Here is a 25325-nt window from a genome sequence, read left to right as displayed (position 1 = left end):
TTTCTCCGATTGGCCGGAGAGACTTCTCCGATCACAGGGCTCGAATATCGTGAGCCACAGGCTCCACTGCAAGGAAAACCGGACTTGGAGGGCGCGGTTCCTGCCGCTACCTTCGGTCGCATGTTGCGCCTGTTCACCGCCCTGACCCTGCCGCCGGACGTCGAGGAGACGCTGAAACGCCGCCAGTCGGGCCTTCCGGGCGCGCGCTGGCGACCCCTGGACGCCCTGCACGTCACCCTGGCCTTCTACGGCGAGACCGACGAGCGCCGGGCTGACGACCTGGCCTCCGAACTGGCCCGCGTCGCCGGAGGCCCCTTCGAGATCGTGTTGAAGGGCGTGGGCGCCTTCGGCGACGATCACCGCAGCCACACCCTCTGGGCCGGGGTCGAGACGCCCAACGAAAGGCTGGCCGTCCTGGCGGGCCGCTGCAAGAAGGCCGGCGAACGGGCGGGGCTGAGGCTGGAGGCCCGCGACTACCGCCCGCACGTCACCCTGGCCTATCTGAAGCCCCAGACCAATCCGGACCGGATCGGCGCCTGGATGGCGGGCCACAATCTGCTGCACTCGCCGCCGATCCGGCTCGACCGCTTCGGCCTCTATTCCAGCGTCCTGACCGGCGACGGCAGCCAGTATGCGCTGGAGCGGGAGTATCTGCTGTGACCTACGCCGTTCCGCCGCACGTAACCCTCGGTCCGACGCTGGAGACGGCGCGGCTGATCCTGCGTCCGCCGGCGGTCGAGGATTTTCCACGCTGGGCCGAATTCATGGCCGATGAGGAGACCGCCCGTTTCATCGGCGGCGTCCAACCCCCGCCCCAGGTCTGGCGCACCCTCTGCACCATCGCCGGCATGTGGGCCCTGACGGGCGAGGGCATGTTCTCCATCCTGGAAAAATCGACCGGTCTATGGGTCGGACGGATCGGCCCCCTCCACCCCTATGGCTGGCCGGGCCGTGAGGTGGGCTGGAGCCTGCACCGCGACGCCACCGGCAAGGGCTATGCGGTCGAGGCCGCAGCCGCGACGATGGACTACGCCTTCGACGTCCTGGGCTGGGGCGACGTGATCCACTGCATCGATCCCGACAACCTGCCCTCGGCCCGGGTGGCGACGCGGCTGGGCTCGGTCAATCGTGGACGCGGCCAGTTGCCCGAGCCGATGCAGGATCATGTCATCGACCTGTGGGGTCAGACGCGCGCCGACTGGGCCGTCAATCGGGCGCGCCTGAACCCCTGACGGCAACCGAAGGCCGGCTTGCAACGTATCCGTTTTTCAAACCCGAACGAGGATACGCCCGATGATCCGCGCCGCCCAGATTACCGCCTCCCTCGTCGCCGCCGCCCTGATCGCCCTGCCCTCCGCAGCCCTGGCCCAGTCGCGGGCCGTCGATCTGGACCGGTTCGACGGCCGCTGGTTCGAGATCGAGCGCAGCCATAACGACGTCCAGAAGGACTGCAGCCGGGCCCAGATCGACTTCACGCGTCAGGATCGACCCGACCGCTACGGCATTGTCGTCACCTGCACCCGCCGCGCCGACGGGCGCAACGAGGTGCTGCGCGCCAACGCCCGCATCGCCGACACCACGACCAACGCCAAATTCCGCTTCACCCTGCCCGGCCTGCTCAGCTTCGGCGGTCTGGCGGGCCAGAACTACTGGGTCTGGGACCATGATCCGGAATACAGCTGGGCCATCCTGGCCCTGCCGAACAAGTCCGACTGGTGGATCTGGCATCGCCACCAGAGCGTCTCCGCGGCGGAACGCAGCCGCCTGATGGCCCGCGCCCGCGCCCTGGGCCTGGACATGAGCCGGGTGGTCAGCACGGGGCGCTGAGAGGCCCGGATCGAGGTCGCAACACGCCGCGCTCGCCCGCCCCCAAGCCTTAAGGCCGTATTATCCCCCTGGTCCGCACGACTACTGAATAGTCAAGCTGGACGAACGCAGTTACCCGTGACATCGCCCTCAACCACGGAGCGATCATCGTGACCGACTGCTGCGCCCACAACACCCCCAACCTGTCGCGCCGGAGCGCCTTCGGTCTGATCGCCCTGGGCGGCGGCGTCAGCCTGCTGTCCACCCTGGCGCCCGGCGTCGCCCGGGCGCGGGGCCACACCGAAATCCTGCTGCTGACCTGCATGGACTATCGCCTGACCGATGACACCATCGCCTATATGGAAGGCCACGGTCTCCATGACAAATACGACCACGTCGTCCTGGCCGGCGCCTCGCTGGGCGCTCTGACCGACAAATTCCCCAGCTGGGGCGAGACCTTCTGGACCCACATGGACGTCGCCATCGACCTCCACCACATCCACAAGGTCATGGTGATCGACCACCGCGACTGCGGCGCCTACAAGGTCCTTCTGGGCGCCGAGACCGTCGATACGCCCGACAAGGAACTGGCGGTCCACACTCAGCAGCTTCACGCCCTGCGCGACGCGATCAAGCAGCGCCACCCCCACGTGGAGGTCGAGCTGGCCCTGATGGATCTGGACGGCGAGGTCGAGGAGATCGCCTGAGGCGCATCCCCTCCCAGGAGCCCATCCATAATCCTGAGCCCGATCGGGGCCGCCGGACGATCCGCCGCTTGTGTCCGGAACGTATCCGGAACATAAATCCGGCATGGCCGCCACCGCAGTCTCGCTCGAACTGGTCTTCAGTCGGCCGGAAACCACCCTGTCGGTCACGCGGGGGACGGCGCGGCTGATGCTGGACATGGGCTATGCGCCCCTGCTCGAGGTCTGCCTGCCCAATGGACGGCGGGCCGACGTCATGGCGGTCGGGCCGAAGGGCGACATCGTCATCTGCGAGGTCAAGTCAGGGGTGGAGGACTATCGCGTCGACCGCAAATGGCAGGAATACGGGCCGTTCTGCGACGCCCTCTATTTTGCGGTCGCGCCGGAGTTTCCGCAGGACATCCTGCCGGAGGCGCCCGGGCTTATCGTGGCCGACGGCTTCGGCGGGGCTGTCGTGCGGACGGCGCCGGTCAGTCCGCTGGCGCCGGCGCGACGCAAGGCCCTGACCCTGGCCTTCGCGCGGCTGGGGGCGATGCGGACGATGCGGGATTAAATCAGAGGCGGCGGAAGACGGCGGAGGCGAAACCTTCGGCCGTCAGGCGCGCCTCGACCTCGGCCAGGGCCTCGATCACGACCCCGCCCTTGTCGCCTGTGGAATGGATGATCCGTTCGGCGTCGATCATCAGGGCCGAATGGCCGGTCCAGTCCTGATCGCCGCCGGGCGCCAGCCAGACCGCGATGTCGCCGCGCAGGTGCGGGCCGGCGGGGGCCGCCTGGCCCAGTTCGGCCTGGGCGTCGGAGCGACGCGGACCGGGCAGGCCGCAGGCCAGCAAGGCCTGCTGCACCAGGCCGGAACAGTCGGTGGAGACGGAGGAGCGGGCGCCCAACTCGTGCGGCCGGCCCAGCAGGCGTTCGGCCACGGCGGCCAGGTCGCGTTCGAAATCGCCGACGGGTTGCAGATCCGTCTCGGCCAGGCCCTCGGCCGTCTCGACCACCAGGGCGTTCAGCGGCAGGGCGGCGTCCACGGCGGCGACGCGGCGGGTCGGCAGGGGCGCCCCGGCCGACAGACTGTCCAGCACCACCCAGCCGACCACGCCGTCACGGCGCGCCCGGCCCCAGGCCCGGCCGTTGGCCCGGTCCAGAACGTCGAAGATCTCGCCGTGGAGCAGCTGGTCGATGCGGGCGTCGCGGTCCGACAGGATGTCGGCCACGGCGACGCGGCAATGCATGGGCTCGGTCTTGCGATAGGCGGACGCGCGCACCAGCCCTTCCAGCGCCTGTTCGGCGAGGTCGGGGCGAGCGAGGCGGTCGCCGGTCGGAAGAAGGTCGAGGACGTCGGTCAAACGTGGACTCGCATGGTTGAACCCAAACCCTATCGGCAGATGCCGAAGGGGCCGTTAACAGCCGTCTTTTTTCTGAAAGAAATCAACAGAACCGCGTTTTCAAATAGTGGAAACAAGCCCTTAGGGCCTGAGCCTCGCCGCCTTCGGGATAGCCGGGCCGGGCGCGGGGGTTCCAGGCGAAGATGTCCATATGCGCCCATGCGCCGGTGGTCGGGGCGAAGCGCTGCAGGAACAGGGCGGCCGTCACCGACCCCGCCTGGGCCCAGGCCGAGGAGTCGTTCTTCAGGTCGGCGATCTCGGTGTCCAGAGCGCTGCGATAGCCAGCCCACAGCGGCATCCGCCACAGGGGGTCGCGCACCGCGGTCCCCGCCGCCAGCAGCCCCTCGGCCAGGGCGGCGTCGTCGGTATAGAGGGGCGGCAGGTCCGGCCCCAGGGCGATCCGCGCCGCCCCGGTCAGGGTGGCGAAGTCCAGGGTCAGGTCGGGCTCATGCTCCCCCGCCCGCGTCAGGGCGTCGGCCAGGATCAGCCGCCCCTCCGCATCGGTGTTGCCGATCTCGATCGTCAGTCCCTTGCGGCTGTTCAGGATGTCGCCGGGCCGGAAGGCGTCGGCGGACACCGCATTCTCCACCGCCGCGACGATGACCACCAGCCGCACCGGCAGATCGGCCTGCATGACCAACCGCCCCAGGGCCAGGGCGTGGGCCGATCCGCCCATGTCCTTCTTCATGTTCCGCATCCCGGCGGCCGGCTTCAGGTCCAGCCCCCCGGTGTCGAACACCACCCCCTTGCCGACCAGGGCCACCAGCGGCAGGTCCGTCTGGTCCAGCTTCCAGCCGATCTCGATCAGGCGCGGGGCCCGGTGCGCCGCCGCCGCGCGACCCACGGCGTGGACGGCGGGGTAGTTCGCCTCCAGCAGGGCGTCGCCCTCGACGACAGTGATCGCGGCTCCGGCGCTTTCGGCGATCTCGCGGGCGATGGTCTCGATCTGCAAAGGCCCCATGTCGGCGGCAGGCGTATCGACCATCTCGCGCGCCAGGGCGCAGGCGGCGACGATCCGCGTTGTCTCGGCGACGTCCAGACCCTCGGGCGCGACCAGCCGCACCGGCGTCTTGTCCGGCCGGGCCTTGTAGCGGTCGAAGACATAGGCCCCCAGCAGGAAGGCCAGGGCGGCGGCCTGGGCCTGGTGCGGTTCAGCCTCAAGGCGATAGAGGCCGCCGGGCAGGCGGGCGGACAGGCCCCGCGCCGCCATCGGATCGAAGACCGGCCCCGTTCCGACCAGGACCTGGCCGATCCCGTCGCCCCGGGGCGCGATCAGAAGCTGACCCGGCTTGCCCTCGAACCCGTGCAGATCGGCCCAGGGGCGCACGGCGCCGTCCAGCGCCTGATCCGAACCGACGAAGCGGATCGGCACGGCGTCTGCGCCGTCTTGTGCGGCGACCAGCAGGGGATGGAATACGGACATGACGGGCCTTCTTAACCAACAGTTGACGCGAACCGGCGAGTCTGGGGGCGACCGAGGACCGTCAGGACTCCACCCATGTCGCCCATGCCCGCCCTTCTCGCAACCGCCGCCCTGCTCAGCCTCTCGGCCGCACCGGCGCTTGCGGCCGATCCCGCCCCCGCCCAACAGGGCCGCGCCCCGGCCCCGGCCGAGACCCGCGCCGCCTATGAACGGATGGACGCCCTGTCGCGCTCGGTCTTCTGGGCCGGGGAGCAGGAGATCAATCCGGCCGATCCCGTGGCCGGGGTGAAACTGGCCCAGGCCCTGCGCGAAATGGGGCGGTACGACCAGGCGGTCCAGACCGCCGAGGGGGTGCTGACCGTCCAGCCGGCCAATCTCGACGCCCTGCTGGAGCTGGGTCGCGCCCATATCGCCCGAGGCCAGGCCTTCTACGGCGTCGCTCCGCTGGAGAAGGCGCGCGACCTGGCGCCGCGCGACTGGCGGGCCTATTCGCTGCTGGGCGTGGCCTACGAACAGGTGCGGCGGTTCGACGACGCCCACGCCGCCTGGAACCAGGCCCTGGTCCTGTCCCCCGACAATCCCGACGTCCTGACCAACGCCGCCACGGCCGCCCTGACCCGCGGCGACGCGCCGGGCGCCGAGACCCTGTTGCGGCGTGCGGCGGCCCAGCCCGCCGCCTCCAGCCGGGTGCGCCAGAACCTGGCCATGGTGGTGGGCCTTCAGGGCAAGATGGGCGAGGCCGAACAGATCCTGCGCCGCGAACTGCCGCCCGAACAGGCCGAACAGAGCCTGCAATGGCTGCAGGCGCGCAATTCCGACGGCGGCGCGGCGGCCTCGGGCGGGACGACGCCGGACACGGCCCGGACCTGGAGTTCGCTTCAGGGCGGTTGAGCCGCGATTTCAGACTCACAAAAACATAGTCTGAATTGTCTGAATCGTCTGAAATCTCCCCATCCGAACTCTGGCCGCCCCTGCGGCGACCACACCCCATCCAGGATCGCACGGATCGGAAGACCGACAGGTCGATGGCCGCGAGATTTCGTCAAGCCGTTGAAAACACAGGCGGCGAACCAGCGTCATTACGGGGGCTGGCCGGCGTCCGGTTGCCCCCGGTCCAGACCCGTGCTGGATAGGCGCATGGCTTCTCCCCACACGCCCAAGACCTATCAGGCCTTCCTGTTCGACATGGACGGCACCCTGATCAGTTCGACCGCGGCCGCCGAGCGGGTCTGGACCCGCTGGGCCGAGCGGCACGGCCTGGACGTGGCGCGTTTCATTCCCACCATCCACGGCGTGCGCGCGCCCGACACCATCCGCCGCCAGAACCTGCCGGACATCGACCTTGCCGAGGAGGCCGCCTGGGTCGAGCGCGGCGAGATCGAGGATGTGGACGGGGTCGTCCCCATTCCCGGCGCCCTGGATTTCCTCAAACGCCTGCCGCCCGACCGCTGGGCCGTGGTCACCTCGGCCAGCGTGCCTTTGGCCCGCGCCCGCATGGGCGCCGCCGGGGTGGAGCCGCCCGCCGTCATGGTCACCGCCGAACGGGTGGACCGCGGCAAGCCGGACCCCTCGGGTTATCTGTTGGCGGCCCAAACCCTGGGCGTCGATATCAAGGACTGTCTGGTGTTCGAGGACGCCGAGGCCGGGATCACGGCCGGCGAGGCCGCGGGCGCGGACGTCGTGGTCATCACCGCCGCCTGGACCCATCCGCTGGAGACGCCGCACCCGAAACTGGCGGACTACGCCCAGGCGCGGCTGGAGGTGGAGGCCGACGGGGCGCTTGGGTTCTCGATCGAGACCTGAGCATTCCGGGTCAGGCTCGGCCGCCCCTCTTCCCTTATCTCCAGCCGTGCCAGGGAGGTGCGGATGAGCCGAAGCGTCATCGACAACTATCATGCGCGGATGCGCCGGGTGCTGGTCTTCATCGACCAAAACCTGGAGGCGGATCTGAACGTGGAGCTGCTGAGCGACGTGTCCGCCTTTTCCAGACACCATTTCCAGCGGCAGTTCTCTTCGCTGTTCGGGATCAGCGTCGGTCGGTACGTCCAACTGAAGCGGATGAAGCGCGCCTCCTACCGGCTGGCCTTTCGTGACGGGGCCAGCGTGCTGGAGATCGCGCTCGACAGCGGGTTCGAGGGGCCCGAGGCGTTCAGCCGCGCCTTCCGACGTCATTTCGACCAGAGCCCGACCGAGTTCCGAAGAGCGCCCCGCTGGACGCCCTGGCTTGCGGCCCAGACGCCGCTCACCCAAGCCCGGAGCCAGACCATGACACCCACCACACCCACCGAAGCCGAGGTTCGCATTCTCGACTTCCCGGAAACCGCCGTCGGCCTGCTGACGCACAGCGGCGATCCCGCCCACATCGGCGACACGATCCGTCGTTTCATCGCCTGGCGGAAGGCGGCGGGCCTGCCGCCGAAGATCAGCGCCACCTTCAACATCTTCCATACGGAGCCCGAGGATGACGCCGCCGCGCCCCATCGCATCGATCTGTGCGCCGCCACCCCGCGCGCGATCCTGCCGAACGCGGCGGGCGTGGTCGCCGGCGTCATCCCCGCCGGACGCTGTGCGGTGCTGCGGCAGGTCGGCGGCGGCGACGATCTGAGCGCCTCGGCCGCCTGGCTTTATGGGCAGTGGCTGCCGCGCAGCGGACACGAGCTTCGCGACTTCCCCCTGTTCGCCCAACGCGTCAGCTTCTTCCCCGACGTGCCGGAGCATGAGGCCGTCACGGACATCTTCCTGCCGATCCAGTCGTAGGCCGCCCTTCTCCCTCTCCCCTGCAGGGGAGAGGGAGGTTTCGCGGGCGCGGCTGTCGTCCTATGTTCGCACCATGATCGACGATCTCTACAGCGCGCGCATCCTGATGCTGGCGGCGAACCTGCCCCATGCGGGGCGGCTGGCGTCGCCGGACGGGACCGGTGAGCGGGTGGCCAAACTGTGCGGGTCGCGGGCGACGGTGGATGTGACGCTGGACGACCAGGGCCGGGTCATCGCCTTCGCCCAGGACGTCAAGGCCTGCGCCCTGGGCCAGGCGGCCGCCGGGGTGCTGGGCCAGGCCGTGATCGGCGCCGCGGCCGCAGAGATCGCCGAGGCGCGCGACGCCCTGTCGGCCATGCTGAAATCCGGCGGCGAAGGCCCCATCGGCCGGTTCGAGGATCTGCGGGTGCTGAGGCCCGTCGCCGACTATCCGGCGCGTCACGCCTCCACCCTGGTGGCGGTCGAGGCGACGCTGGAGGCCGTGAACCAGGCCCTGGCGGAACGAACTCGTCTCGCCGGCGCGGCCTGACCGGCTCTCAGCGGTTGATCCCCCTGCGATGACAGGGGATAAGCGCGGCGAACCCATCCAGCCCCCGGCGAAGGGACATATGTCTCTCTATGAACGCGGCGTCCGCGCGGCCCATCGGGGCTACAAGCTGACGCTGTCCCCCCTGATCGGCCAGCAGTGCCGGTTTCTGCCGACCTGTTCGGATTACGGGCGCGACGCCCTGATCCAGCACGGACCGCTCAAGGGGGGATGGCTCACCGTGCGTCGCCTCTGTAAATGCCATCCCTTCGGCGGCTCGGGCTATGACCCGGTTCCGCCTGCAAAGACTGACGAAAAAGAACAACAGTCATGATCGATCTGAAATTCCCTGACGGCGCCGTGCGCCAATATCCGGCCGGTTCGACGGCGCGTGACGTCGCGACCTCGATCTCGCCGTCCCTGGCCAAGAAGGCCGTGCTGGCCGAGCTGAACGGCGAGCAGCGTGACATGGGGCGGGTGCTGGAGACGGGCGGCGACTTCCGCCTGATCATGCGCGACGATCCCGCCGCGCTTTACACCATCCGTCACGACACGGCCCACGTCCTGGCCGAGGCGGTCCAGACCCTGTTCCCCGGCACCCAGGTCACGATCGGCCCGGCCATCGAGGACGGCTTCTATTATGACTTCTATCGCGACGAGCCCTTTTCGACCGACGACTTCGCCGCCATCGAGAAGGAGATGGGCCGGATCGTCGATCGCGACGCCAAGTTCGAGCGGGAGGTCTGGGACCGCGACGAGGCCATCGTCTTCTTCGAGGCGCGCGGCGAGAAGTTCAAGGCCGAGCTGATCAAGGACCTGCCCGAGAACGAGACCATCACCCTGTACAAGCAGGGCGACTGGATCGACCTGTGCCGGGGGCCGCACTTCCCCTCGACGCGCCATGTCGGCAAGGCGTTCAAACTGACCAAGCTGGCCGGCGCCTACTGGCGCGGCGACTCCAAGCGCGAACAGCTGCAACGCATCTACGGCACCGCCTGGGCGACCAAGGAGGACTTGGACGCCTATCTGCAGCGGCTGGAAGAGGCCGAGAAGCGCGACCACCGCAAGGTCGGCAAGGCGATGGAGCTCTTCCACATGCAGGAAGAGGGCCGGGGCATGGTCTTCTGGCATCCCAAGGGCTGGATCCTGTGGCGCGTGCTCGAGGCCTATATGCGCCGCCGCCTGGACGCCGCCGGCTATGTCGAGGTCAAGACGCCCCAGGTGCTGGACCGTAAGTTCTGGGAACAGAGCGGCCACTGGGACAAGTATCGCCCCAACATGTTCGTCTGCGAGACGGTCGAGGGCGAGACCCTCAGCCTCAAGCCGATGAACTGCCCCGGCCACGTGCAGATCTTCGACCAGGGCCAGCGCTCCTACCGCGAACTGCCGCTGCGCATGGCCGAGTTCGGCGCCTGCCACCGCTATGAGCCGTCGGGCTCGCTGCACGGCCTGATGCGGGTGCGCGGCTTCACCCAGGACGACGCCCACATCTTCTGCCGCGAGGACCAGATCGTCGAGGAGACGGCCGAGTTCATCAAACTGGCCCGCAGCGTCCACGCCGACCTGGGCATGGAGACCGCCTATATCAGCCTGGGCACCCGGCCCGAGAACCGCGCCGGTTCCGACGAGTTCTGGGACAAGGCCGAGGCCCTGATGGCCGAGGCCGCCCGCGCCGCCGGGACCGAGCCGGTCGTCACCGAGGGCGACGGCGCCTTCTACGCGCCCAAGCTGGACTTCATCGTCAAGGACGCCATCGGCCGCGAATGGACCTGCGGCACCATCCAGCTGGACTATGTCCTGCCGGAACGGCTGGACGCCACCTACATCGCCGAGGACGGCCAGAAGCACCGTCCGGTCATGCTGCACCGGGCGATTCTGGGCAGCTTCGAACGGTTCATCGGCATCATGATCGAGAACTACGCCGGCGCCTTCCCCCTGTGGCTGGCCCCGACCCAGGCCGTGGTGGCGACCATCACCTCCGACGCCGACGACTACGCCCGCGACGTGATGGCCCGGTTCAAGGCGGCGGGCCTGCGCACCGAGATCGACCTGCGCAACGAGAAGGTCGGCTACAAGGTGCGCGAACACTCGATGGGCAAGGTGCCCGTCATCGCCGTGGTCGGCCGCCAGGAAGCCGAACAGGGCCTAGTCGCCATCCGCCGCCTGGGCTCCCAGGCCCAGACGGTGGTCACGGTGGAGGAGGCGATCCGCCTCCTGACCGACGAAGCGACCCCGCCGGATCTGAAGCAATCGCAAGTGGTCTGTTGAGGCCGCACCTTCACGGCGAAACTCGCCTGGGGTAGGACGTCAAGCACTCGCACGCCCCCTTGTTCGTCGTGGCGAGGGTCAAAGGAGAGAGCAGTCATGTCGACCACCATCCTGGTCACGGGGGGAGCCGGCTATGTCGGCTCACATGTCTGTCTTGCCCTTCACCAGGCCGGCTTCTCGCCGGTGGTCTACGACAACCTGTCGAACGGCCATGAGACCTTCGTCCAGTGGGGCGCGCTCGAGATCGGCGACATCCGTGACGGCGCACGCCTCGATGCGGTGATCGCCAGGCACAGGCCCGTTGCAGTCCTTCATTTCGCCGCCCTTATCGAGGTCGGGGAATCGGTGAAGGAACCTGGCCGCTTCTACGACAACAATGTCGTGGGCGCCCTGACCCTGATCGAGGCGGGGCGCCGCGGCGGGATCAAGGCGATGGTCTTCTCCTCGACCTGCGCCACCTATGGCGATCCCGCGTACCTGCCGATGGACGAGGTCCATCCGCAGGCGCCGCTGAACCCCTATGGCCGATCCAAGCTGATGGTCGAACAGGCCTTAGCAGACTATTCGACCTATGCTGGCTTCCGCTCGGTCTGCCTGCGCTATTTCAACGCCGCCGGAGCGGACGAAGAAGGCCGGATCGGCGAGCGCCACCACCCCGAGACCCACGCCATTCCGCTCGCCCTTCAGACGGCTCTGGGCCAACGTAAGGGCTTCAAACTGTTCGGCGACGACTATGACACGCGCGACGGCACGGCGGTGCGCGATTACGTCCACGTCATGGACCTCGCCGACGCCCATGTGCGGGCGCTGAAATACCTGCTCGACGGGGGCGAGACGACGGTCTTCAACCTAGGGACCGGAAGGGGGACGACGGTCAGGGAACTGATCGACACCATCCGCCGCACGACAAACCGCCCCTTCCCCGTCGAGACCGCGCCCCGTCGCGCGGGCGATGCTCCCTGTTTGGTGGCTGACAACAGCCGGGCGCGCGAGGTGCTGGGCTGGCGACCAACGCGGACTCTGGACGACATCGTTCGTACGGCTTGGCGCTGGCATGCCGCCGAGCGGGAGGCGCACGAGGCTTAGCGTTCAGAGCCCTGCGCACGGAACCGTGCACAGGAACGGAAGCCGGCCTGATCGCTTGTGATGAGGTGCGCCCCCCGCGCCCCATCACAATTTGCGAGATACGATCATGGCCGAGAAAACCCTCGACACACTGTTCCACGACACGCTCAAGGACATCTATTACGCTGAGCGCAAGATCCTGAAATCCCTGCCCAAGATGGCCCGTGCGGCCCAGTCGCCCGAGCTGAAGGCAGCCTTCGAAAAGCACAAGGATCAGACCGAAGGCCAGATCGAACGCCTGCAACAGGTGTTCGAGATCATCGGCAAGGCCCCGCGCGGCAAGACCTGCGACGCCATCGAAGGCATCCTGGCCGAGGGCGACGAAATCATGGAGGAATACAAGGACACCCCGGCCCTGGATGCCGGCCTGTTGGCCGCCGCCCAGGCGGTCGAACACTATGAGATCACCCGCTACGGCACGCTGAAGCGCTGGGCGCTGGTGCTGGGAATGAAGGACGCCGCCGCCCTGCTGGACGAGACCCTGCAGGAAGAATCCCAGACCGACGAAGACCTGACCGGCATCGCCGACGCCGCGGTCAACGCCGACGCGATGAAGACGGCCTGACCCTCGGTGGAGGCGGTTTCGCAACCGCCTCCACCCTTCCTCTTGCCCTCGAAAGATACGATACCGGACATAGGTGGCGATAAAGACTAGCGTTCACCGTATGTTAGGCGACCGTCATCGAAGCTGGCTCTCTGACCTTGGAGAGCTATCCGATGATCCCGCCCCAATCCGCCGCAGGCCGTCCGGTTCTGCAATACGTGATTGCCGCTGGCTATATGCGTTACCTTCTGATCGCCAGTTGGGCGCTTGCCTTGGGCACGGTCACGGGCTGGCGGGAAGCCGTGGCCTGGTTTTGCGCCGCCACGTCCATCGGCATGGTCCGAACCTTCGTCGAACGCCGCCTGGTGCTATCGGATCGCCGACTTCACGACCGCATCAAGCTGACGATCGCGACCCTATCCTGCATCGCCTGGGCGGCCGCGCCGCTATTGGCCTTCGTTCATGGCGGCGCCTATGGCGTGCCTTTGGGCGTCGGTCTTCTGATGGCGGGTTACGTGCTGGTCTTCACCCAGATGCGCGCCGCGCCGCGAGAAGCGGTGATCGTCTCGGCGCCCTATTCCATCGTGACGGTCTTGCTGCTGATCAGCCTATGGGGCGATCCGGGCTTCTGGGTCATGCTCGGCATGGTCCCCGTCCTGGCGCTGGCCTTGTTCATCAAGGTGGTCATCACCCAGATGAAGGACGGCGACCTTGAGGCCGTGAACCGCCGCCAGGCCGAACTGATCGCCGAGCTGGAAATCGCTCGCGATCGCGCCGACGCCGCCAGCGCGGCCAAGTCCAACTTCCTGGGCGTCATCTCGCACGAGCTGCGTACGCCGATGAACGGGGTGCTAGGCGCGGCGCAACTGCTTCAGATGTCCGAACTCAGCGACCGTCAGAAGGAATTTGTCGGCGTAATCCGCAACTCGGGCGAAGGGCTGATGGTGCTGCTGAACGACATCCTGGACATCACCAAGATCGAGTCCGGCAAGATGGAACTCGACATCGCCGACATCGAGACCGACACGCTGCTGACCCGGCTGACGGGGCCGTTCAAGGCCCAGGCCGAGGCGCGTGGCCTGACTTTCGCGACCGAAATCCGGGGCGATCTTCCGCCCCTTCTGAAGATGGACCCGCTGCGCCTGGCCCAGGTCGCGCATAATCTTCTGGCCAATGCGATCAAGTTCACGCCGCAAGGCGAGGTGCGTCTGGTCGTCGAAAGCGAACCGCGCGCCGACGGATGCATCGCCCTTGGGATCAGCGTCGTCGATTCCGGTATCGGCATCGCCGCCGACGATCTGTCGCGCCTGTTCCAGCCCTTCTCCCAGGTGGACGGCTCGTCCACGCGCAAGTTCGGCGGCACCGGCTTGGGCCTCAGCATCTGCCAGCGTCTGGCCGTCCTGATGGACGGCGAGATCACGGTGGCGTCGATCCCGGGCCAGGGATCGACCTTCACCCTTCATGCGACGTTCGACACGCCCGTGATGCAAGACGCCCGCATCGCCGCCTGATCAGTCGCGCAGCAGTTCGTTGACGCCGGTCTTGGCCCGCGTCTGGGCGTCCACCCGCTTGACGATGACGGCGCAGTACAGCGACGGCCCGCCATTGAGATCAGGCAGCGCACCCGGCACCACGACCGAATAGGCCGGCACCTCGCCACGGAAGACTTCGGCCGTCGCCCGGTCCACGATCTTGGTCGAACCCGACAGATAGACGCCCATGGCCAGGACCGCGCCCTCGCGCACGATCACGCCCTCGGCGACCTCGGCGCGGGCGCCGATGAAACAGCCATCCTCGATGATGGTCGGATTGGCCTGCAGCGGCTCCAGCACGCCGCCGATGCCCGCCCCGCCTGACAGGTGCACGTTCTTGCCGATCTGGGCGCAAGAGCCGACCGTGGCCCAGGCATCGACCATCGAACCCTCGTCCACATAGGCGCCGATGTTCACGAACGACGGCATCAGGACGACATTCCTGGCGATGTGGGCGCCGTGACGAACGATGGCGCCGGGCACCGAGCGGAAGCCGGCCGACTGATAATCCGACGCGGTCCAGTCGCCGAACTTGTTAGGCACCTTGTCCCAGAAGGGACCGACGGCGACGGGATGATCCGCCGACAGCGGCATGACGGACGGCGCGCCCGCCCGCATGATCTGGTTGTCGTTGAGACGGAAGGACAGCAGCACCGCCTTCTTCAGCCACTGATGCGTGGTCCAGACGCCGTCCGCGCCGCGCGAGGCGACGCGCGCCTGGCCGGAATCCAGCAGGGCCAGCGCCGTCTCGACGGCGTCGCGGACCTCGCCGTGGGTGGCGGCGGACACCTCGGTGCGCTGTTCCCAGGCGGCCTCGACGACGGATTCTAGATGCGACAGATCGGTCATGCGGCGTCCTTGAAGGTCAGGTCGGAGAGGAAGTCGAGAAGGTCGGGGGCCACATGGTCGATGTGGTCGCCCAGCGGTTTGCCGTGGCCGTCGCCGATCAGGACCGTGGCCATGCCTAGCGCCTTGGCCGGCTCCAGGTTCTTGGGCGTATCCTCGAAGAAGGCGGCCCGGTGCGGATCGATGTCGAACCGTTCCAGCATCCAGCGGAAGGTGGCGGGGTTGGGCTTGGGCGTGAGGTCGCCGTCCTCGATGGCGAAGACGTCGGCGAAACAGTCGGCGATCCCGATCCGCTCCAGCACCCGATGCGCATACTCCCGCGCGCCATTTGTGAAGACGTAGCAGCGGCCGGGCAGGCTTTTCAGTCGCTCGGCCAGCCGTGGATTGGGCTCGACCCCGTCCAGCGGCACGTCGTGCACCTCATGCAGGAACCGCTCGGTATCGACCGCATAGTTGGCCATCAGACCGGCCAGGGTTGTGCCGTGCTCGTCCAGGAACTGGCGCTGCATCGCCGCCGCCGCCCCGGGATCCAGCCCCACGGCCTCGACCACGAAGGCATTGATCCGCGCCTGCACCAGCCGCATCAACCCCTGCTCGCGTGGATACAGGGTGTCGTCCATGTCGAACACCCAGGCCCGCACGTGCCCAAGGGATGTGGAATGGGGGTCGATCAAGACGCCTTCACCAGGGTGCCGGCGCCGAACTCTGTGAACAACTCGACCAGCATGGCGTGCGGGCGACGCCCGTCCAGAATGACCACGGCTTCGACGCCCGCGCGAACGGCGGCCATGGCGGTCTCCAGCTTGGGGATCATGCCGCCAGTGGCCACGCCGGAGTCGATCAGGTTTTGCGCCTCGTCCAGCGTCATCTGACGGATGATGTCGCCGTCCGCGCCCTTGACCCCCGGCACGTCCGTCAGCAGCAGCATCCGCTTGGCGTTCAGCGAACCCGCGACCGCGCCCGCCACCGTATCGGCATTGACGTTGTAGGTCTGTCCGTCCTCGGCCACACCGATCGGGGCGATGACCGGAACCCAGTCTTCCGTTTCGGACGCGATCAGGCCGGCGATCAGCTTGGGATCCACCTTGGTCGGTTCGCCGACATAGCCCAGATCGACCTCATGCTCGATCATGCTGTCGGGATCGCGCTTGGTGCGACGTGTCTTCTCGACCGTCAGCAGACCGGCGTCCTTGCCCGACAGGCCGACGCCGCGCACGTCCGCCTCCTTGCCGGCCATGGTGATCCAGTGGGCGATCTCCTTGTTGACCGCGCCCGACAAGACCATCTCGGCGACCTCCATCGTCGCCGGATCGGTGACCCGCAGCCCGTCGACGAAGCTGGATTTCACCCCCGCCTTGTCCAACATGGCGCTGATCTGAGGCCCGCCGCCATGCACCACCACCGGGTTCACGCCCATCAGCTTCAGCAGCACCACATCGGCCGCAAACTGGCGCGCCACAGCGCTCTCGCCCATGGCGTGACCGCCGTATTTGATAACCACGGTCTCGCGGTCATACACCTGAATATACGGCAAGGCCTCGGCGAGCGTCTTCGCCGTCTCCCAGCTGCGTTCTTCCGACTGGCGTTCTGTTTCGTTCATCACGCGCGCGAAATAGACCTACGCAGCCCCACTGTCACGGCCTTAACATACTCATGCAGCCGCTATTGATAGGGACGGGACACCTGATCAGAAACGACTTCCAGCGAAGCGTCCCAGGTTGTCGGCCAAGGCAATCCCCTCCGCAGGCGTCAGGCCAGCGCGTTTGTCGTTTGGACGGAGCGCAAGGGCTATGCGCCGCTTGCCAGGTGCCGGCCGGTAGCGGAACGGGCTAAATGGGCGGCGCAGAAGCTTCCGAATGAACCTGACGGGCTTATGTATTCGTCCAGTCAACGCTCGCTGGTACGGGCGATAGCGGCGATGAGGGCCTCCTCGACCTTGGCCAAGTCGATCACGAAATCCGCGTGACCGAAAGGGAGGCGACGCAGGACATCGTCGTCGCTTCGGAAGCTTTCGCCGAACACATAGCCAAGGTCGATGCCGCGCCTCTCAGCGATCGTGGCGAGGATTACCATGACATAGTCCTCGTCGCAGATTGTCAGGTAGGCGCTGCCGGGCTTGCTGAAGACGGCCCCGTACATGCCGGCGCCCTCGGCGCCGATCACGATTTCAGCATTGGCATAGGTCGCCACCTCTTCTGTCAGCGACAAACGTTCAGGCGCAACGACTTCAAAGCCGTAATCTTTCACAAGCAGCGACTGCAGGCTCTCGTAATTGAGCATGTTCCGCCAAGACTTCCTGGATTCCCGGCTTATAAGTATCCTCTTAGGAGACTCGATAGATTTAAAGTCGAGTTTGTCAGCTATTTCCTGATATACTTCAAGAGTTGATGCGGTGAACGCCAACTGCCAGGCACGCGGAACGATCAGCTTGCCCGCCTGAACCAGACAGTTGGGCGGTATTCTGACGAGGCGGTCCGGTCCGAAACCCAAGACCTCCAGCATCTCAAGCTGCTTGGCACGCAAGTCTTGCGGTATAAGGATTTTTACATCTTCGCCGTAGGCGCGCGCAATAATCACGCGCGGCAGGCACTGGATCATGAAATGAGAGTGCCACTTGTGCAGCATGGGCGTGAACATCAACGGCATGGCGGCGCCGCGGACGCGTATGATGCGGTTTGACGACAACACACTTCTGAGAACGCCGCCTTCGTCAACCGCACCATTCTGGAAGATCGGGGAACTGGTGATGTTTCGTCTTTCGTCCCCATAGTCTAGAAGGATTTCTCCTTTGCCTGTGGCGTGAAGATAGGTCGAGGACGCTAAGTCTTGAGAACCGATCAAAATGCCGTTTTCCAGCACCGCAGTAGTGTGAAAAATCTCCGAATTATCCGAAATCCGCGCTCTACCCTCCCCTGGAATGGGCGCGCTCGATCTCACGACAAACGGCGTCCGTCGTGGCGCGAGCTCCCATCGACCGATCTCCGGTTTGTCGCCTTCCAGTTCCCGATACTCCGTCCGACTGAGTGGCACCTCGGGATCGAGATACGAAAAGATTTCCACACCAGGATGTATCTGTGCGTCGATGGGCGCGGCTTCGATGAAGCTGCAGTCGCGTGTCACGCCGGGAATTACTGAAATGGCAGGGATCGACGACAGGCCTGTGGCGACCAACACTCCTCGATGTTCCACCGCGTTGCCAACGTCATGGTTATAAAGCCGCAAATCGAATTTGGCGTGACCGAGCGCTTCGAACTGGGCGGCGATCGAAAGGATCATTTCCGCCGAACCCGCGAAGGCATATATGGTGTGGCGTGACACCATGTGCGCAACAGGCTGATAACGCTCCGCCAGATTGAAACCGCCGACGCGCTGGGGGAAGGCGACGATAATGGCGCCGATGCGATCCTTGCCCCGTCTGGCCAACTCGGTTGGAAGGTCCTCGATCAAAGCCTTTACGGCGTTGTCCCAGTTGATTTCGATGGACGGGTGGATCCTCGCCCATTCCGGCGGCCAGTTCTCATTCGCGCCATCGATATGAAAGCCGATCACGACGTTGGCGTGCGTCATGGCGACGGGGAAGAGACCCTCATCACCCTCATAGAGCGCCGCTTCGGTCGAGCCGATCACGCCGTCGATGGATAGCCGGGTCTGAAAATTCAGATCCAGCACGACCGAGTTGATGACGGCGCCGGCGAAGGTATCGATGTCGCGGTCATAGAATTTCGCGACAGAGAGGAAAGCGGTGAAATAGGAGTCCGCCGCGCCGCCGCCGAACTGCATCTCGGCGATATCGGAAACGACATCGACGAACTGGTCAGTCGAAATGTCGTGGCCAGCGTCAGTCAAGACAGAATAGGCGGACCTCAAGCTTAATGTCTTGGACGCCACATTTGGCTCAGACAGCGGCCGGTATCCGTACAGAAGCGATGCAATATCCATAACAACCAGGACCTAACTCAAGCGTCAGCGAACAACGACGGCGAAGGCGGGGCAGACCAGACGACCAGGCTCGATCCAGGCGTCATCAATGCCGGAAAGGATGCAGCCGTCGCCGTCGAAGGCGAGGTCCCCGGTTCCGTACTGCACCAGAGGCTTTTCGATACCGACGATGAAACAGGGGCCGGCTTTTGGATAGGTATCTGGCCGTTTGAAGCGAATCACGTTTCCGTCCTCCAGCGCCTCATAGACCGCTTCTGCATAGCTGGGAGGCTCGGTCATGGCGGCCCAAGGCACGTCGAGGCCCCGCGCCTGAGCAATCCGCGCGGCCGCGAAGACGACCGCCGGCGTGACATGGGCGTTCCTCAGAAACTCAGCCAATACGACGTTCCAGTCGTCCAGGGCGCCGATCGCATCAGCGAGGGCTTCAACCACAGCAGGCGTCGGTTCGGCCGCGATCAGGGACATGAGCACCTTGGCGCGGACTCTTTTTGGGATCGGGCCTGACCACGATTCCAAAGCGGCGAGACTGCGGGTTTCGAATGGGGAGGGATAAGAAGAGTGTGAAATGCGACGTGCCAGGTCTGCAGAAATCTTGTCTCGTACGGTGGAGGGCATTTGGGAACGAGCTCATATTCTGGAACAGGCTCCTGCCTAGACCGTCAGATGTCTATGATGTCAAGAAATTGCGCCCTGGCGTTCCGGCACCCGAGTAAAAGCGTTGAAGCGACGATTTTTATGTTGGACGCTCGAAATCAACCCTCTATCAGGGTCCTGCCTTTCTTATCAGCAGGGGATTTTCATGACGAAGAAGTGCGCGGTCATCACCGGTATCACCGGCCAGGATGGAGCATATCTTTCACAGCTTCTGCTGGAAAAGGACTATCGCGTTGTGGGTGTTGTCCGCCGTTCAAGCCACTATGGCGTCGCCACCCACCGTCTGGATTGGCTCGGCATCACGGACCAGGTCGAACTGGTCGATGGCGACCTTCTGGATCTTGGCGGGTTGATCCGGACCATTTCCGAGGTCAAGCCGGATGAGGTCTACAACCTCGCGGCCCAGTCCTTCGTCAAAACCTCTTGGGATCAACCAGTTCTGACGGCACAGGCGACCGGGGTCGGCGTGGTGAACGTTCTTGAGGCGGTGCGGATCGCCGCGCCCGAAGCTCGCTTCTATCAAGCCTCATCGTCCGAGATGTATGGGCTGATCCAGGAGCCTATCCAGAGCGAGGACACGCCGTTCTACCCCCGCTCGCCCTATGCCGTCGCAAAGTTGATGGGGCACTGGATGACGATCAACTATCGCGAGAGCTTCAATCTGTTCGCCTGCTCGGGCATCCTGTTCAATCACGAGTCTCCGCTGAGGGGACTGGAGTTTGTGACCCGCAAGGTCACAAACGCCGCCGCGATGATCGCTCTGGGCAAGGCCGACGAACTTCGCATGGGCAATCTGGACGCCACGCGCGACTGGGGGCACGCCAAGGACTATGTTCATGCGATGTGGCTGATGCTCCAGCAGGATGTGGCTGACGACTATGTCGTCGCCACCGGGGTGACGACCAGCGTCAAGGATTTGATTACCTCGGCCTTCGGCCGCGTGGGTCTGGATCCGGACAAATATGTCAAGATCGATCCCAGCTTCATGCGACCGGCCGAGGTCGATGTCCTCCTTGGCAATCCGGCCAAGGCGAAAGCCAAGCTGGGTTGGGAGCCCAAAATCAGCCTCGACGAAATGATCAGCGAAATGGTCGATGCCGATCTGGCGCGACATAAGGCGCAGTCCTGACTTGATTGATCGTCCGAGATGTCTGGTCTAAAGCCGGCCATGACTGCTGACGATGTCGAAGAACGAGTGTTGCTCACCGGGGCTTCCGGCTTTGTAGGGGAGCGTCTGGCGACACGGTTGAGGGAGCTTGGGTCCCGGATATCGCATCTGGCGGTCCGGGGGCCGAGCTCCTCCAGTAAAGCGTTTCGGGATTTCCCCTCGGTTAACCTGGCGGACTCCGAAGTTGCGAGCAGGCTGGTCGATGAGTTTCGTCCGACCACAATCGTGCATCTCGCCGCGCGCTCTTCGATCAGGGAGGGCGCGCAAGAGCCGCTGGAGATGTGGAAGAGCAATTTTGACGCGACGCGAAACTTGGCCGAAGCCGCGACGCGTTTGATTGCGCGGGACGGGTCGCACGTCCGTATGATTTTCGCATCCAGCGCCGAAGTATACGGCGCCGCCTTCTCTGGCGGCCCCTGTGATGAGACCTCGCCTATCGCGCCGATCACCAATTACGGCCGCGCCAAGGCTGCAAGCGAGTTCATGCTTCGCGATCTGGCCAGCGACTTCTTCTCGGTTATGGTGTTGCGTCTGTTCAACCATAGCGGCCCGGGACAAGACGGTCGGTTTGTGGTGCCGTCCCTGATAAAGCAGGTTGCGGCCTTGGAGCTAGGCGCCTCCGGCACGATCGCGGTGGGCGACCTAGAGTCTGAGCGCGACTTCACGGATGTGCGGGACGTGGTCGAAGCCTATCTGCGGGTCATTGTAGAGCGCGAGTCCGCCAAGGCCTTTGCAATTTACAACGTCGGATCAGGCAGAATTCGCAGCGTGCGATCGATACTGGACGAAATCGCCGCCCTGCACGGCGCCCCTCTTGCAGCTGCACCTCACCCCGATTTGCGGCGCGTTGCCGACCTGCGGCGAACAGAAGGAATCTTTGACCAGTTCAGAAACACCTTCGCATGGCGCCCTCGCTATGACTTCAGCTCGACTATCGCCGAGATGTTGGAATATGAAAGAAACGCGCTTTCACGGAGTTTGAAGAATGTCTGAGCTTGCGGTCGCGCCTTCCAAAAGGCGCAAACGGGGATTGCTCGGCTTTCTGTCGGAACAGTTCCGGATCATGGGCGCTCTGTTTCTGCGTGAAATGGCCACGAGGTTCGGGCGAGAAGGGATCGGCTTCGTCTGGCTGATTGTAGAGCCTCTGGCTTTTTGCGTAGGCGTGCTGATCATGTGGACCCTGACCAAGCCGGCCTATGAACACGGCGTAAAACTTCAGGCTTTTGTGATGACGGGATATATTTCCCTCATCATCCTGCGCCACATGGTGGCCTTTTCGCTGGGCGCGCTGCAAGCCAACATTGGACTGCTTCACCATCGGAAGGTGAAACCGCTGCATGTCTTCTTGACCCGGAATCTTCTCGAATTCGGGGGGGCGACCTGCGCGTTCATTGTCGTGTATGTCGCACTAGTCATGATAGGGCAGGTGGATCCGCCTCACGACCTGCTCATAATCTATCTAGGCTGGTTGCTTTTGGCTTGGATCGGTATGGGTTTTGCTTTGATTCTGGCAGGGCTTTCGATCCGGTTCGAGATGCTTGAGCGTATCGTGCCGCTGCTGACCTATCTCCTCATACCTCTTTCGGGCGCCTTCTTCATGGTCGATTGGCTGCCGCCGCGCATCCAGGAGCCCTTCCTCCTTATGCCCTTCGCCCACCCAATCGAGATGATTCGCGCCGGCGTGTTCGGCGAGTTTGTGAAGACCCACTACAACCCTCCGTACGCCTTGGCTGTGGGAACCGGTATGAACATCTTCGGAATGGTGCTGATCGCGGGATCGCGTGATCGGATCGATGTGGAATAGCTCGCCGTGTCGCGCTAGTAAGAGCTGTACATTGGATAGATCATGACCGAACCTAAACTGACCTATGTCGGGCCTTACCCCGAACTTCTGACCGGACCAGCCCAGAGCAAGGCCTGGTGGGAAAAGATACCCGTGGCGTTTCTGGTCGTCGTCGTTCTGCCGACCCTTGTAACTGCAGTGTACTTTATTCTTATCGCCTCGCCGATGTATATATCGGAGGCGCGCTTCATTGTCCGCTCTCCCAACCAAGCGCAACCTTCTTCGATCGGGGTTGCGCTGCAGGGGGTCGGCCTGTCGAGCAATCAGACCGATGCGTTCGCGGTCCATGAATATATAGACTCGCGTGACGGCCTAGCGACCGTTCGTCAGCGATACGATGTGCGCGCGTTGCTGGGGCCAGCTAGCGCCGACCTCTTCTCAAAATATCCGCGTTTCTGGGAGTCCGAGTCTGATGAAGGGCTGTACAAAGCTTTCAAGCGGTTCGTGACGGTCGGTTACGATTCCACCTCCGGCATCAGCACATTGAGGGTTAAAGCGTTCTCGGCCGCCGAGGCACAGGGCGTTGCAGAGACCCTTTTGACGGGAGGAGAGGGCCTCGTGAACCGTCTGAACGAGAGGTCGGCCTCCAACGCCGTCGCAGAGGCAGAGGCTGCCTTGGAGCGCGCGAACGCCAAGGTGTCGGAGAGCCAGCAGGCGCTGACAAGTTTCCGCAATCGCGAGCGCATGATCGACCCGTCCTTGAGCGCGCGAGAATCGGCCGAGCTGATTTCGTCGCTTCGGGCCAACCTTGCCAATCTTCAGGCAGAGCGTTCGCAGGTCGCGGCCCAGGCTCCGAACAGTCCGCAACTCCCGTCTATCGACAGTCGAATCGCTGCCTACGAGCGTCAGATCGAGGCGGAACGGGTCAAGATCGTCGGATCGTCGGAATCTCTTGCTCCCAAAGTGGGAACCTATGAGGATCTCGTCATGGACCGCGAACTGGCTGACAAGCAGTTGGCGGCGGCGACAGCAGCCCTAACTTCGGCGGAACAGGAGGTGCGCCGCCAGCAGCTTTATCTGGAACGCGTTGTAAGCCCTAGCCTACCCGACAAGGCGGCAGAACCCCGTCGGCTCACGTCGATCTTCACCGTCTTCCTGACGACTATGTTGGCCTACGGCGTGGGTTGGCTGATCTATGCAGGGGTGCGCGAACACAGGCAGGCATGATGACCCCCGAGAGCCCCGAGAATATCGGGTTGCGCGTATCCAACTTGACCATGCGCTACCGGACATCTCACAAAGACCAGTTCACAAACCTGAATTTTGAGGTCGCTCGCAGTGGTCGGCTGGCCATCATGGGACGCAACGGTCAAGGAAAGTCTACCCTCATCAAAATCCTTGGTGGCGTTCTCCCGCCGACAGGGGGGAAAGTCGATTGGCAAATGACGTCGTCCTGGCCGATCGGGTTCGGCGGTGGCTTCCAAGGCAGCACCACTGGACTGGACAATATCAAGTTCCTCGCACGCCTCTACAACAGGGATCTGAGGAGCACCCTGGCCCGCGTTGATGATTTCGCGGAGCTGGGGCCCGCATTGAAGATGCAGGTCAAACACTACTCTTCGGGCATGAGGGCGCGGCTGGCGTTCGGCCTATCGATCGCTATCGAGTTCGATTGCTATCTGATCGATGAGCTCGTCGCGGTGGGCGATGCGAGATTCCAGGAGAAGTGCCAGAGAGAGCTCTTCGAGCGGCGGGCGAAGCGCGCCTTTTTGATGGCGTCACACGACACGGCGATGATCGCGGAGCATTGCGACCGGGCGTTGATTGTTGAGGGTGGCCGCGCAAAAATTTTCGACGACATCGAAGAAGCTGTCGATACTTACAAATGGCTGCGATCCGCATGACGGGCATAAATGCAGTTGCGGATGCCGACGAAGATGCATCGACCGAATCCCGGGTGATCGCCTGGGTCGTTCTATTGCCCACGCCAGAAGCTCGGGCATGGGAAATCGTCATTCGGGACGCCGCGGCAGCGATCGGTCTGCCCGTCGTCGTGTTTAACGACGCTGCGGCGCCCCCTGATGTTCCCTTGGGGGACTATGTGGTGCTCAGCGTCGATCCGTCCCTCGTCTCACGATTCTCCAAAGCCTATGGGGTGATCGTGTGTGTCGGGCTTGACCGATGCGTCTCAGGCTTGGCTGGACCGGAGTTTACTCAAGCGCTCGCCAGGACGTCCGGCTTGCTGGAGAACGCCTCTCGCCTTGATGCGATCTGGCTTACCGAACGTGACGCCGGCCGTCACGACATCGAACTTTGGCCTGGTTTCAGGATCGCGGCACCCCTTCAGGCCGCGCCCATGGAAGAAAGCGCCCGAGACGCGGCGGTTCGAGATGCGCTACGGCTCTATCAGAAGCCGGACGAGCAGGACGCCAGATGGAGCGAGGACCTCTTTCTCTACGACATGCGTCGCGTTGAAGAAAGGTCACTGATATCTGGGATGGATATCATGGGTCCGGCGCGGGCGCTGGTGTTCGGGCCATACCTCGTCCTGCCGAAAGGGCGATGGACGGCGACCGTGCGCTTTTCCTTTGATGCCGACGCCGCCAAACATCGCTATCGCGTGGAATGGGGAACTAGCACCGACTACGCAAGTGAAACTGTCACACCCGGGAACGCTGGCGTTTTCGAACTCAAGCTCGACTACGAATGGTCCGAGGCTGAGGGAGCGGAAATGCGAGTTATATTGACGCAAGGCACTCTGGGCGGTTGCTTCAATTTTCTGGGGATGCGCGTCCAACGGGCGTGAGGTCGGCCAGTTTTCGTATTGGGCCCCTTTGCGGGCAAGGGGGCGGCGGCGCGCCGTGAGAT

27 protein-coding genes are annotated in these 25325 nt (G+C 64.6%); 20 read left to right on the top strand and 7 right to left on the bottom strand.

Annotated elements, in window-relative coordinates:
* Positions 1-120 precede the first annotated feature (120 nt).
* From thpR to mmcB, 5 genes are all read left to right on the top strand, one after another.
* Complete coding sequence (thpR, locus tag AC07NC_RS02520; protein ID WP_292147815.1) at positions 121-660, top strand: RNA 2',3'-cyclic phosphodiesterase; 540 nt, start codon at positions 121-123, stop codon at positions 658-660.
* Positions 657-1232 carry a GNAT family N-acetyltransferase gene (locus tag AC07NC_RS02515; protein ID WP_292147808.1) on the top strand — a complete coding sequence of 192 codons (576 nt, stop codon included), beginning with the start codon at positions 657-659 and terminating at the stop codon, positions 1230-1232. The genes thpR and AC07NC_RS02515 overlap by 4 nt, the downstream gene beginning before the upstream one ends.
* A 61-nt stretch (positions 1233-1293) precedes the next feature.
* A complete protein-coding gene (locus AC07NC_RS02510) occupies positions 1294-1827 on the top strand; it encodes a lipocalin family protein (RefSeq protein ID WP_292147811.1) in 534 nt (177 codons plus the stop codon).
* Positions 1828-1976: 149 nt separating this feature from the next.
* Entirely contained in the window at positions 1977-2513 is a 537-nt protein-coding gene (locus tag AC07NC_RS02505; RefSeq protein WP_008259173.1) for a carbonic anhydrase, read from the top strand.
* Between the two features lie 103 nt (positions 2514-2616).
* The gene (gene mmcB, locus AC07NC_RS02500) at positions 2617-3063 is read left to right on the top strand and encodes a DNA repair putative endonuclease MmcB (RefSeq protein WP_291752269.1); all 447 of its coding nucleotides are present in this window, start codon (positions 2617-2619) and stop codon (positions 3061-3063) included.
* A gap of 1 nt (position 3064) precedes the next feature.
* Here mmcB and AC07NC_RS02495 read toward each other — a convergent pair whose 3' ends face one another.
* Together AC07NC_RS02495 and AC07NC_RS02490 are read right to left on the bottom strand one after the other, a co-directional pair.
* Positions 3065-3853 carry a C40 family peptidase gene (locus tag AC07NC_RS02495; RefSeq protein WP_292147812.1) on the bottom strand — a complete coding sequence of 263 codons (789 nt, stop codon included), beginning with the start codon at positions 3851-3853 and terminating at the stop codon, positions 3065-3067.
* An 82-nt stretch (positions 3854-3935) separates the two neighbouring features.
* Entirely contained in the window at positions 3936-5315 is a 1380-nt protein-coding gene (locus tag AC07NC_RS02490; RefSeq protein WP_292147813.1) for a leucyl aminopeptidase family protein, read from the bottom strand.
* Between the two features lie 75 nt (positions 5316-5390).
* Here AC07NC_RS02490 and AC07NC_RS02485 point away from each other — a divergent pair, with 75 nt between their 5' ends.
* The 9 genes from AC07NC_RS02485 to AC07NC_RS02445 all read left to right on the top strand — a co-directional run bounded on the left by AC07NC_RS02485 (position 5391) and on the right by AC07NC_RS02445 (position 14046).
* The gene (locus tag AC07NC_RS02485; protein WP_372705815.1) at positions 5391-6206 is read left to right on the top strand and encodes a tetratricopeptide repeat protein; all 816 of its coding nucleotides are present in this window, start codon (positions 5391-5393) and stop codon (positions 6204-6206) included.
* Between the two features lie 246 nt (positions 6207-6452).
* On the top strand, positions 6453-7118 hold the full coding sequence (locus tag AC07NC_RS02480) for an HAD-IA family hydrolase (RefSeq protein ID WP_292147894.1): 666 nt from the start codon (positions 6453-6455) through the stop codon (positions 7116-7118).
* Between the two features lie 63 nt (positions 7119-7181).
* Positions 7182-8072 carry an AraC family transcriptional regulator gene (locus AC07NC_RS02475; protein ID WP_292147897.1) on the top strand — a complete coding sequence of 297 codons (891 nt, stop codon included), beginning with the start codon at positions 7182-7184 and terminating at the stop codon, positions 8070-8072.
* 73 nt (positions 8073-8145) lie between these two features.
* Positions 8146-8601 carry an iron-sulfur cluster assembly scaffold protein gene (locus tag AC07NC_RS02470; RefSeq protein ID WP_291752501.1) on the top strand — a complete coding sequence of 152 codons (456 nt, stop codon included), beginning with the start codon at positions 8146-8148 and terminating at the stop codon, positions 8599-8601.
* 79 nt (positions 8602-8680) lie between these two features.
* Positions 8681-8932, top strand: coding sequence for a membrane protein insertion efficiency factor YidD (gene yidD, locus AC07NC_RS02465; protein ID WP_008261575.1), 252 nt, complete (start codon positions 8681-8683; stop codon positions 8930-8932).
* On the top strand, positions 8929-10866 hold the full coding sequence (thrS, locus tag AC07NC_RS02460; RefSeq protein ID WP_292147898.1) for a threonine--tRNA ligase: 1938 nt from the start codon (positions 8929-8931) through the stop codon (positions 10864-10866). The genes yidD and thrS overlap by 4 nt, the downstream gene beginning before the upstream one ends.
* Before the next feature lie 96 nt (positions 10867-10962).
* Positions 10963-11952: a UDP-glucose 4-epimerase GalE gene (gene galE, locus AC07NC_RS02455; RefSeq protein WP_292147900.1), complete on the top strand. Its 990-nt coding sequence runs from the start codon at positions 10963-10965 to the stop codon at positions 11950-11952.
* A gap of 106 nt (positions 11953-12058) precedes the next feature.
* Positions 12059-12556: a YciE/YciF ferroxidase family protein gene (locus tag AC07NC_RS02450; RefSeq protein WP_292147901.1), complete on the top strand. Its 498-nt coding sequence runs from the start codon at positions 12059-12061 to the stop codon at positions 12554-12556.
* Between the two features lie 152 nt (positions 12557-12708).
* Complete coding sequence (locus AC07NC_RS02445) at positions 12709-14046, top strand: sensor histidine kinase (protein ID WP_292147903.1); 1338 nt, start codon at positions 12709-12711, stop codon at positions 14044-14046.
* Here AC07NC_RS02445 and dapD read toward each other — a convergent pair whose 3' ends face one another.
* The 5 genes from dapD to AC07NC_RS02420 all read right to left on the bottom strand — a co-directional run bounded on the left by dapD (position 14047) and on the right by AC07NC_RS02420 (position 19467).
* Complete coding sequence (gene dapD, locus AC07NC_RS02440) at positions 14047-14916, bottom strand: 2,3,4,5-tetrahydropyridine-2,6-dicarboxylate N-succinyltransferase (protein WP_292147906.1); 870 nt, start codon at positions 14914-14916, stop codon at positions 14047-14049.
* Positions 14913-15587 (bottom strand): pyrimidine 5'-nucleotidase, encoded by a 675-nt coding sequence (locus tag AC07NC_RS02435; protein WP_292147909.1) that lies wholly within the window; start codon positions 15585-15587, stop codon positions 14913-14915. Before AC07NC_RS02435 ends, dapD begins: the two co-directional genes overlap by 4 nt.
* Positions 15584-16513: an acetylglutamate kinase gene (gene argB, locus AC07NC_RS02430; RefSeq protein WP_292147912.1), complete on the bottom strand. Its 930-nt coding sequence runs from the start codon at positions 16511-16513 to the stop codon at positions 15584-15586. Before argB ends, AC07NC_RS02435 begins: the two co-directional genes overlap by 4 nt.
* Positions 16514-16800: 287 nt before the next feature.
* Positions 16801-18780, bottom strand: a complete 1980-nt coding sequence (locus AC07NC_RS02425; RefSeq protein ID WP_494568479.1) for a glycosyltransferase family 61 protein — start codon at positions 18778-18780, stop codon at positions 16801-16803.
* Positions 18781-18876: 96 nt separating this feature from the next.
* Positions 18877-19467 (bottom strand): hypothetical protein, encoded by a 591-nt coding sequence (locus AC07NC_RS02420; protein ID WP_292147916.1) that lies wholly within the window; start codon positions 19465-19467, stop codon positions 18877-18879.
* Between the two features lie 184 nt (positions 19468-19651).
* On the opposite strand from AC07NC_RS02420, the gene gmd reads away from it, so the two are divergent.
* The 6 genes from gmd to AC07NC_RS02390 are packed head-to-tail and all read left to right on the top strand — an operon-like array spanning position 19652 to position 25263.
* Complete coding sequence (gene gmd / locus AC07NC_RS02415) at positions 19652-20635, top strand: GDP-mannose 4,6-dehydratase (protein ID WP_292147970.1); 984 nt, start codon at positions 19652-19654, stop codon at positions 20633-20635.
* A 39-nt stretch (positions 20636-20674) separates the two neighbouring features.
* The gene (locus AC07NC_RS02410; RefSeq protein WP_292147918.1) at positions 20675-21667 is read left to right on the top strand and encodes an NAD-dependent epimerase/dehydratase family protein; all 993 of its coding nucleotides are present in this window, start codon (positions 20675-20677) and stop codon (positions 21665-21667) included.
* Positions 21660-22478: an ABC transporter permease gene (locus AC07NC_RS02405; RefSeq protein WP_292147920.1), complete on the top strand. Its 819-nt coding sequence runs from the start codon at positions 21660-21662 to the stop codon at positions 22476-22478. Before AC07NC_RS02410 ends, AC07NC_RS02405 begins: the two co-directional genes overlap by 8 nt.
* A gap of 42 nt (positions 22479-22520) precedes the next feature.
* Positions 22521-23684 (top strand): KpsE/RkpR family capsule polysaccharide export protein, encoded by a 1164-nt coding sequence (locus AC07NC_RS02400; RefSeq protein WP_292147923.1) that lies wholly within the window; start codon positions 22521-22523, stop codon positions 23682-23684.
* On the top strand, positions 23684-24361 hold the full coding sequence (locus tag AC07NC_RS02395; protein ID WP_292147925.1) for an ABC transporter ATP-binding protein: 678 nt from the start codon (positions 23684-23686) through the stop codon (positions 24359-24361). The genes AC07NC_RS02400 and AC07NC_RS02395 overlap by 1 nt, the downstream gene beginning before the upstream one ends.
* Complete coding sequence (locus AC07NC_RS02390; protein WP_292147928.1) at positions 24343-25263, top strand: hypothetical protein; 921 nt, start codon at positions 24343-24345, stop codon at positions 25261-25263. Before AC07NC_RS02395 ends, AC07NC_RS02390 begins: the two co-directional genes overlap by 19 nt.
* Positions 25264-25325 lie beyond the last annotated feature (62 nt).

This window comes from Brevundimonas sp. GW821-FHT10A07 (genome assembly GCF_059415785.1).
The sequence above is the reverse complement of the archived record's forward strand: the minus strand, read 5'-3'. Positions and strand labels throughout refer to the sequence as shown.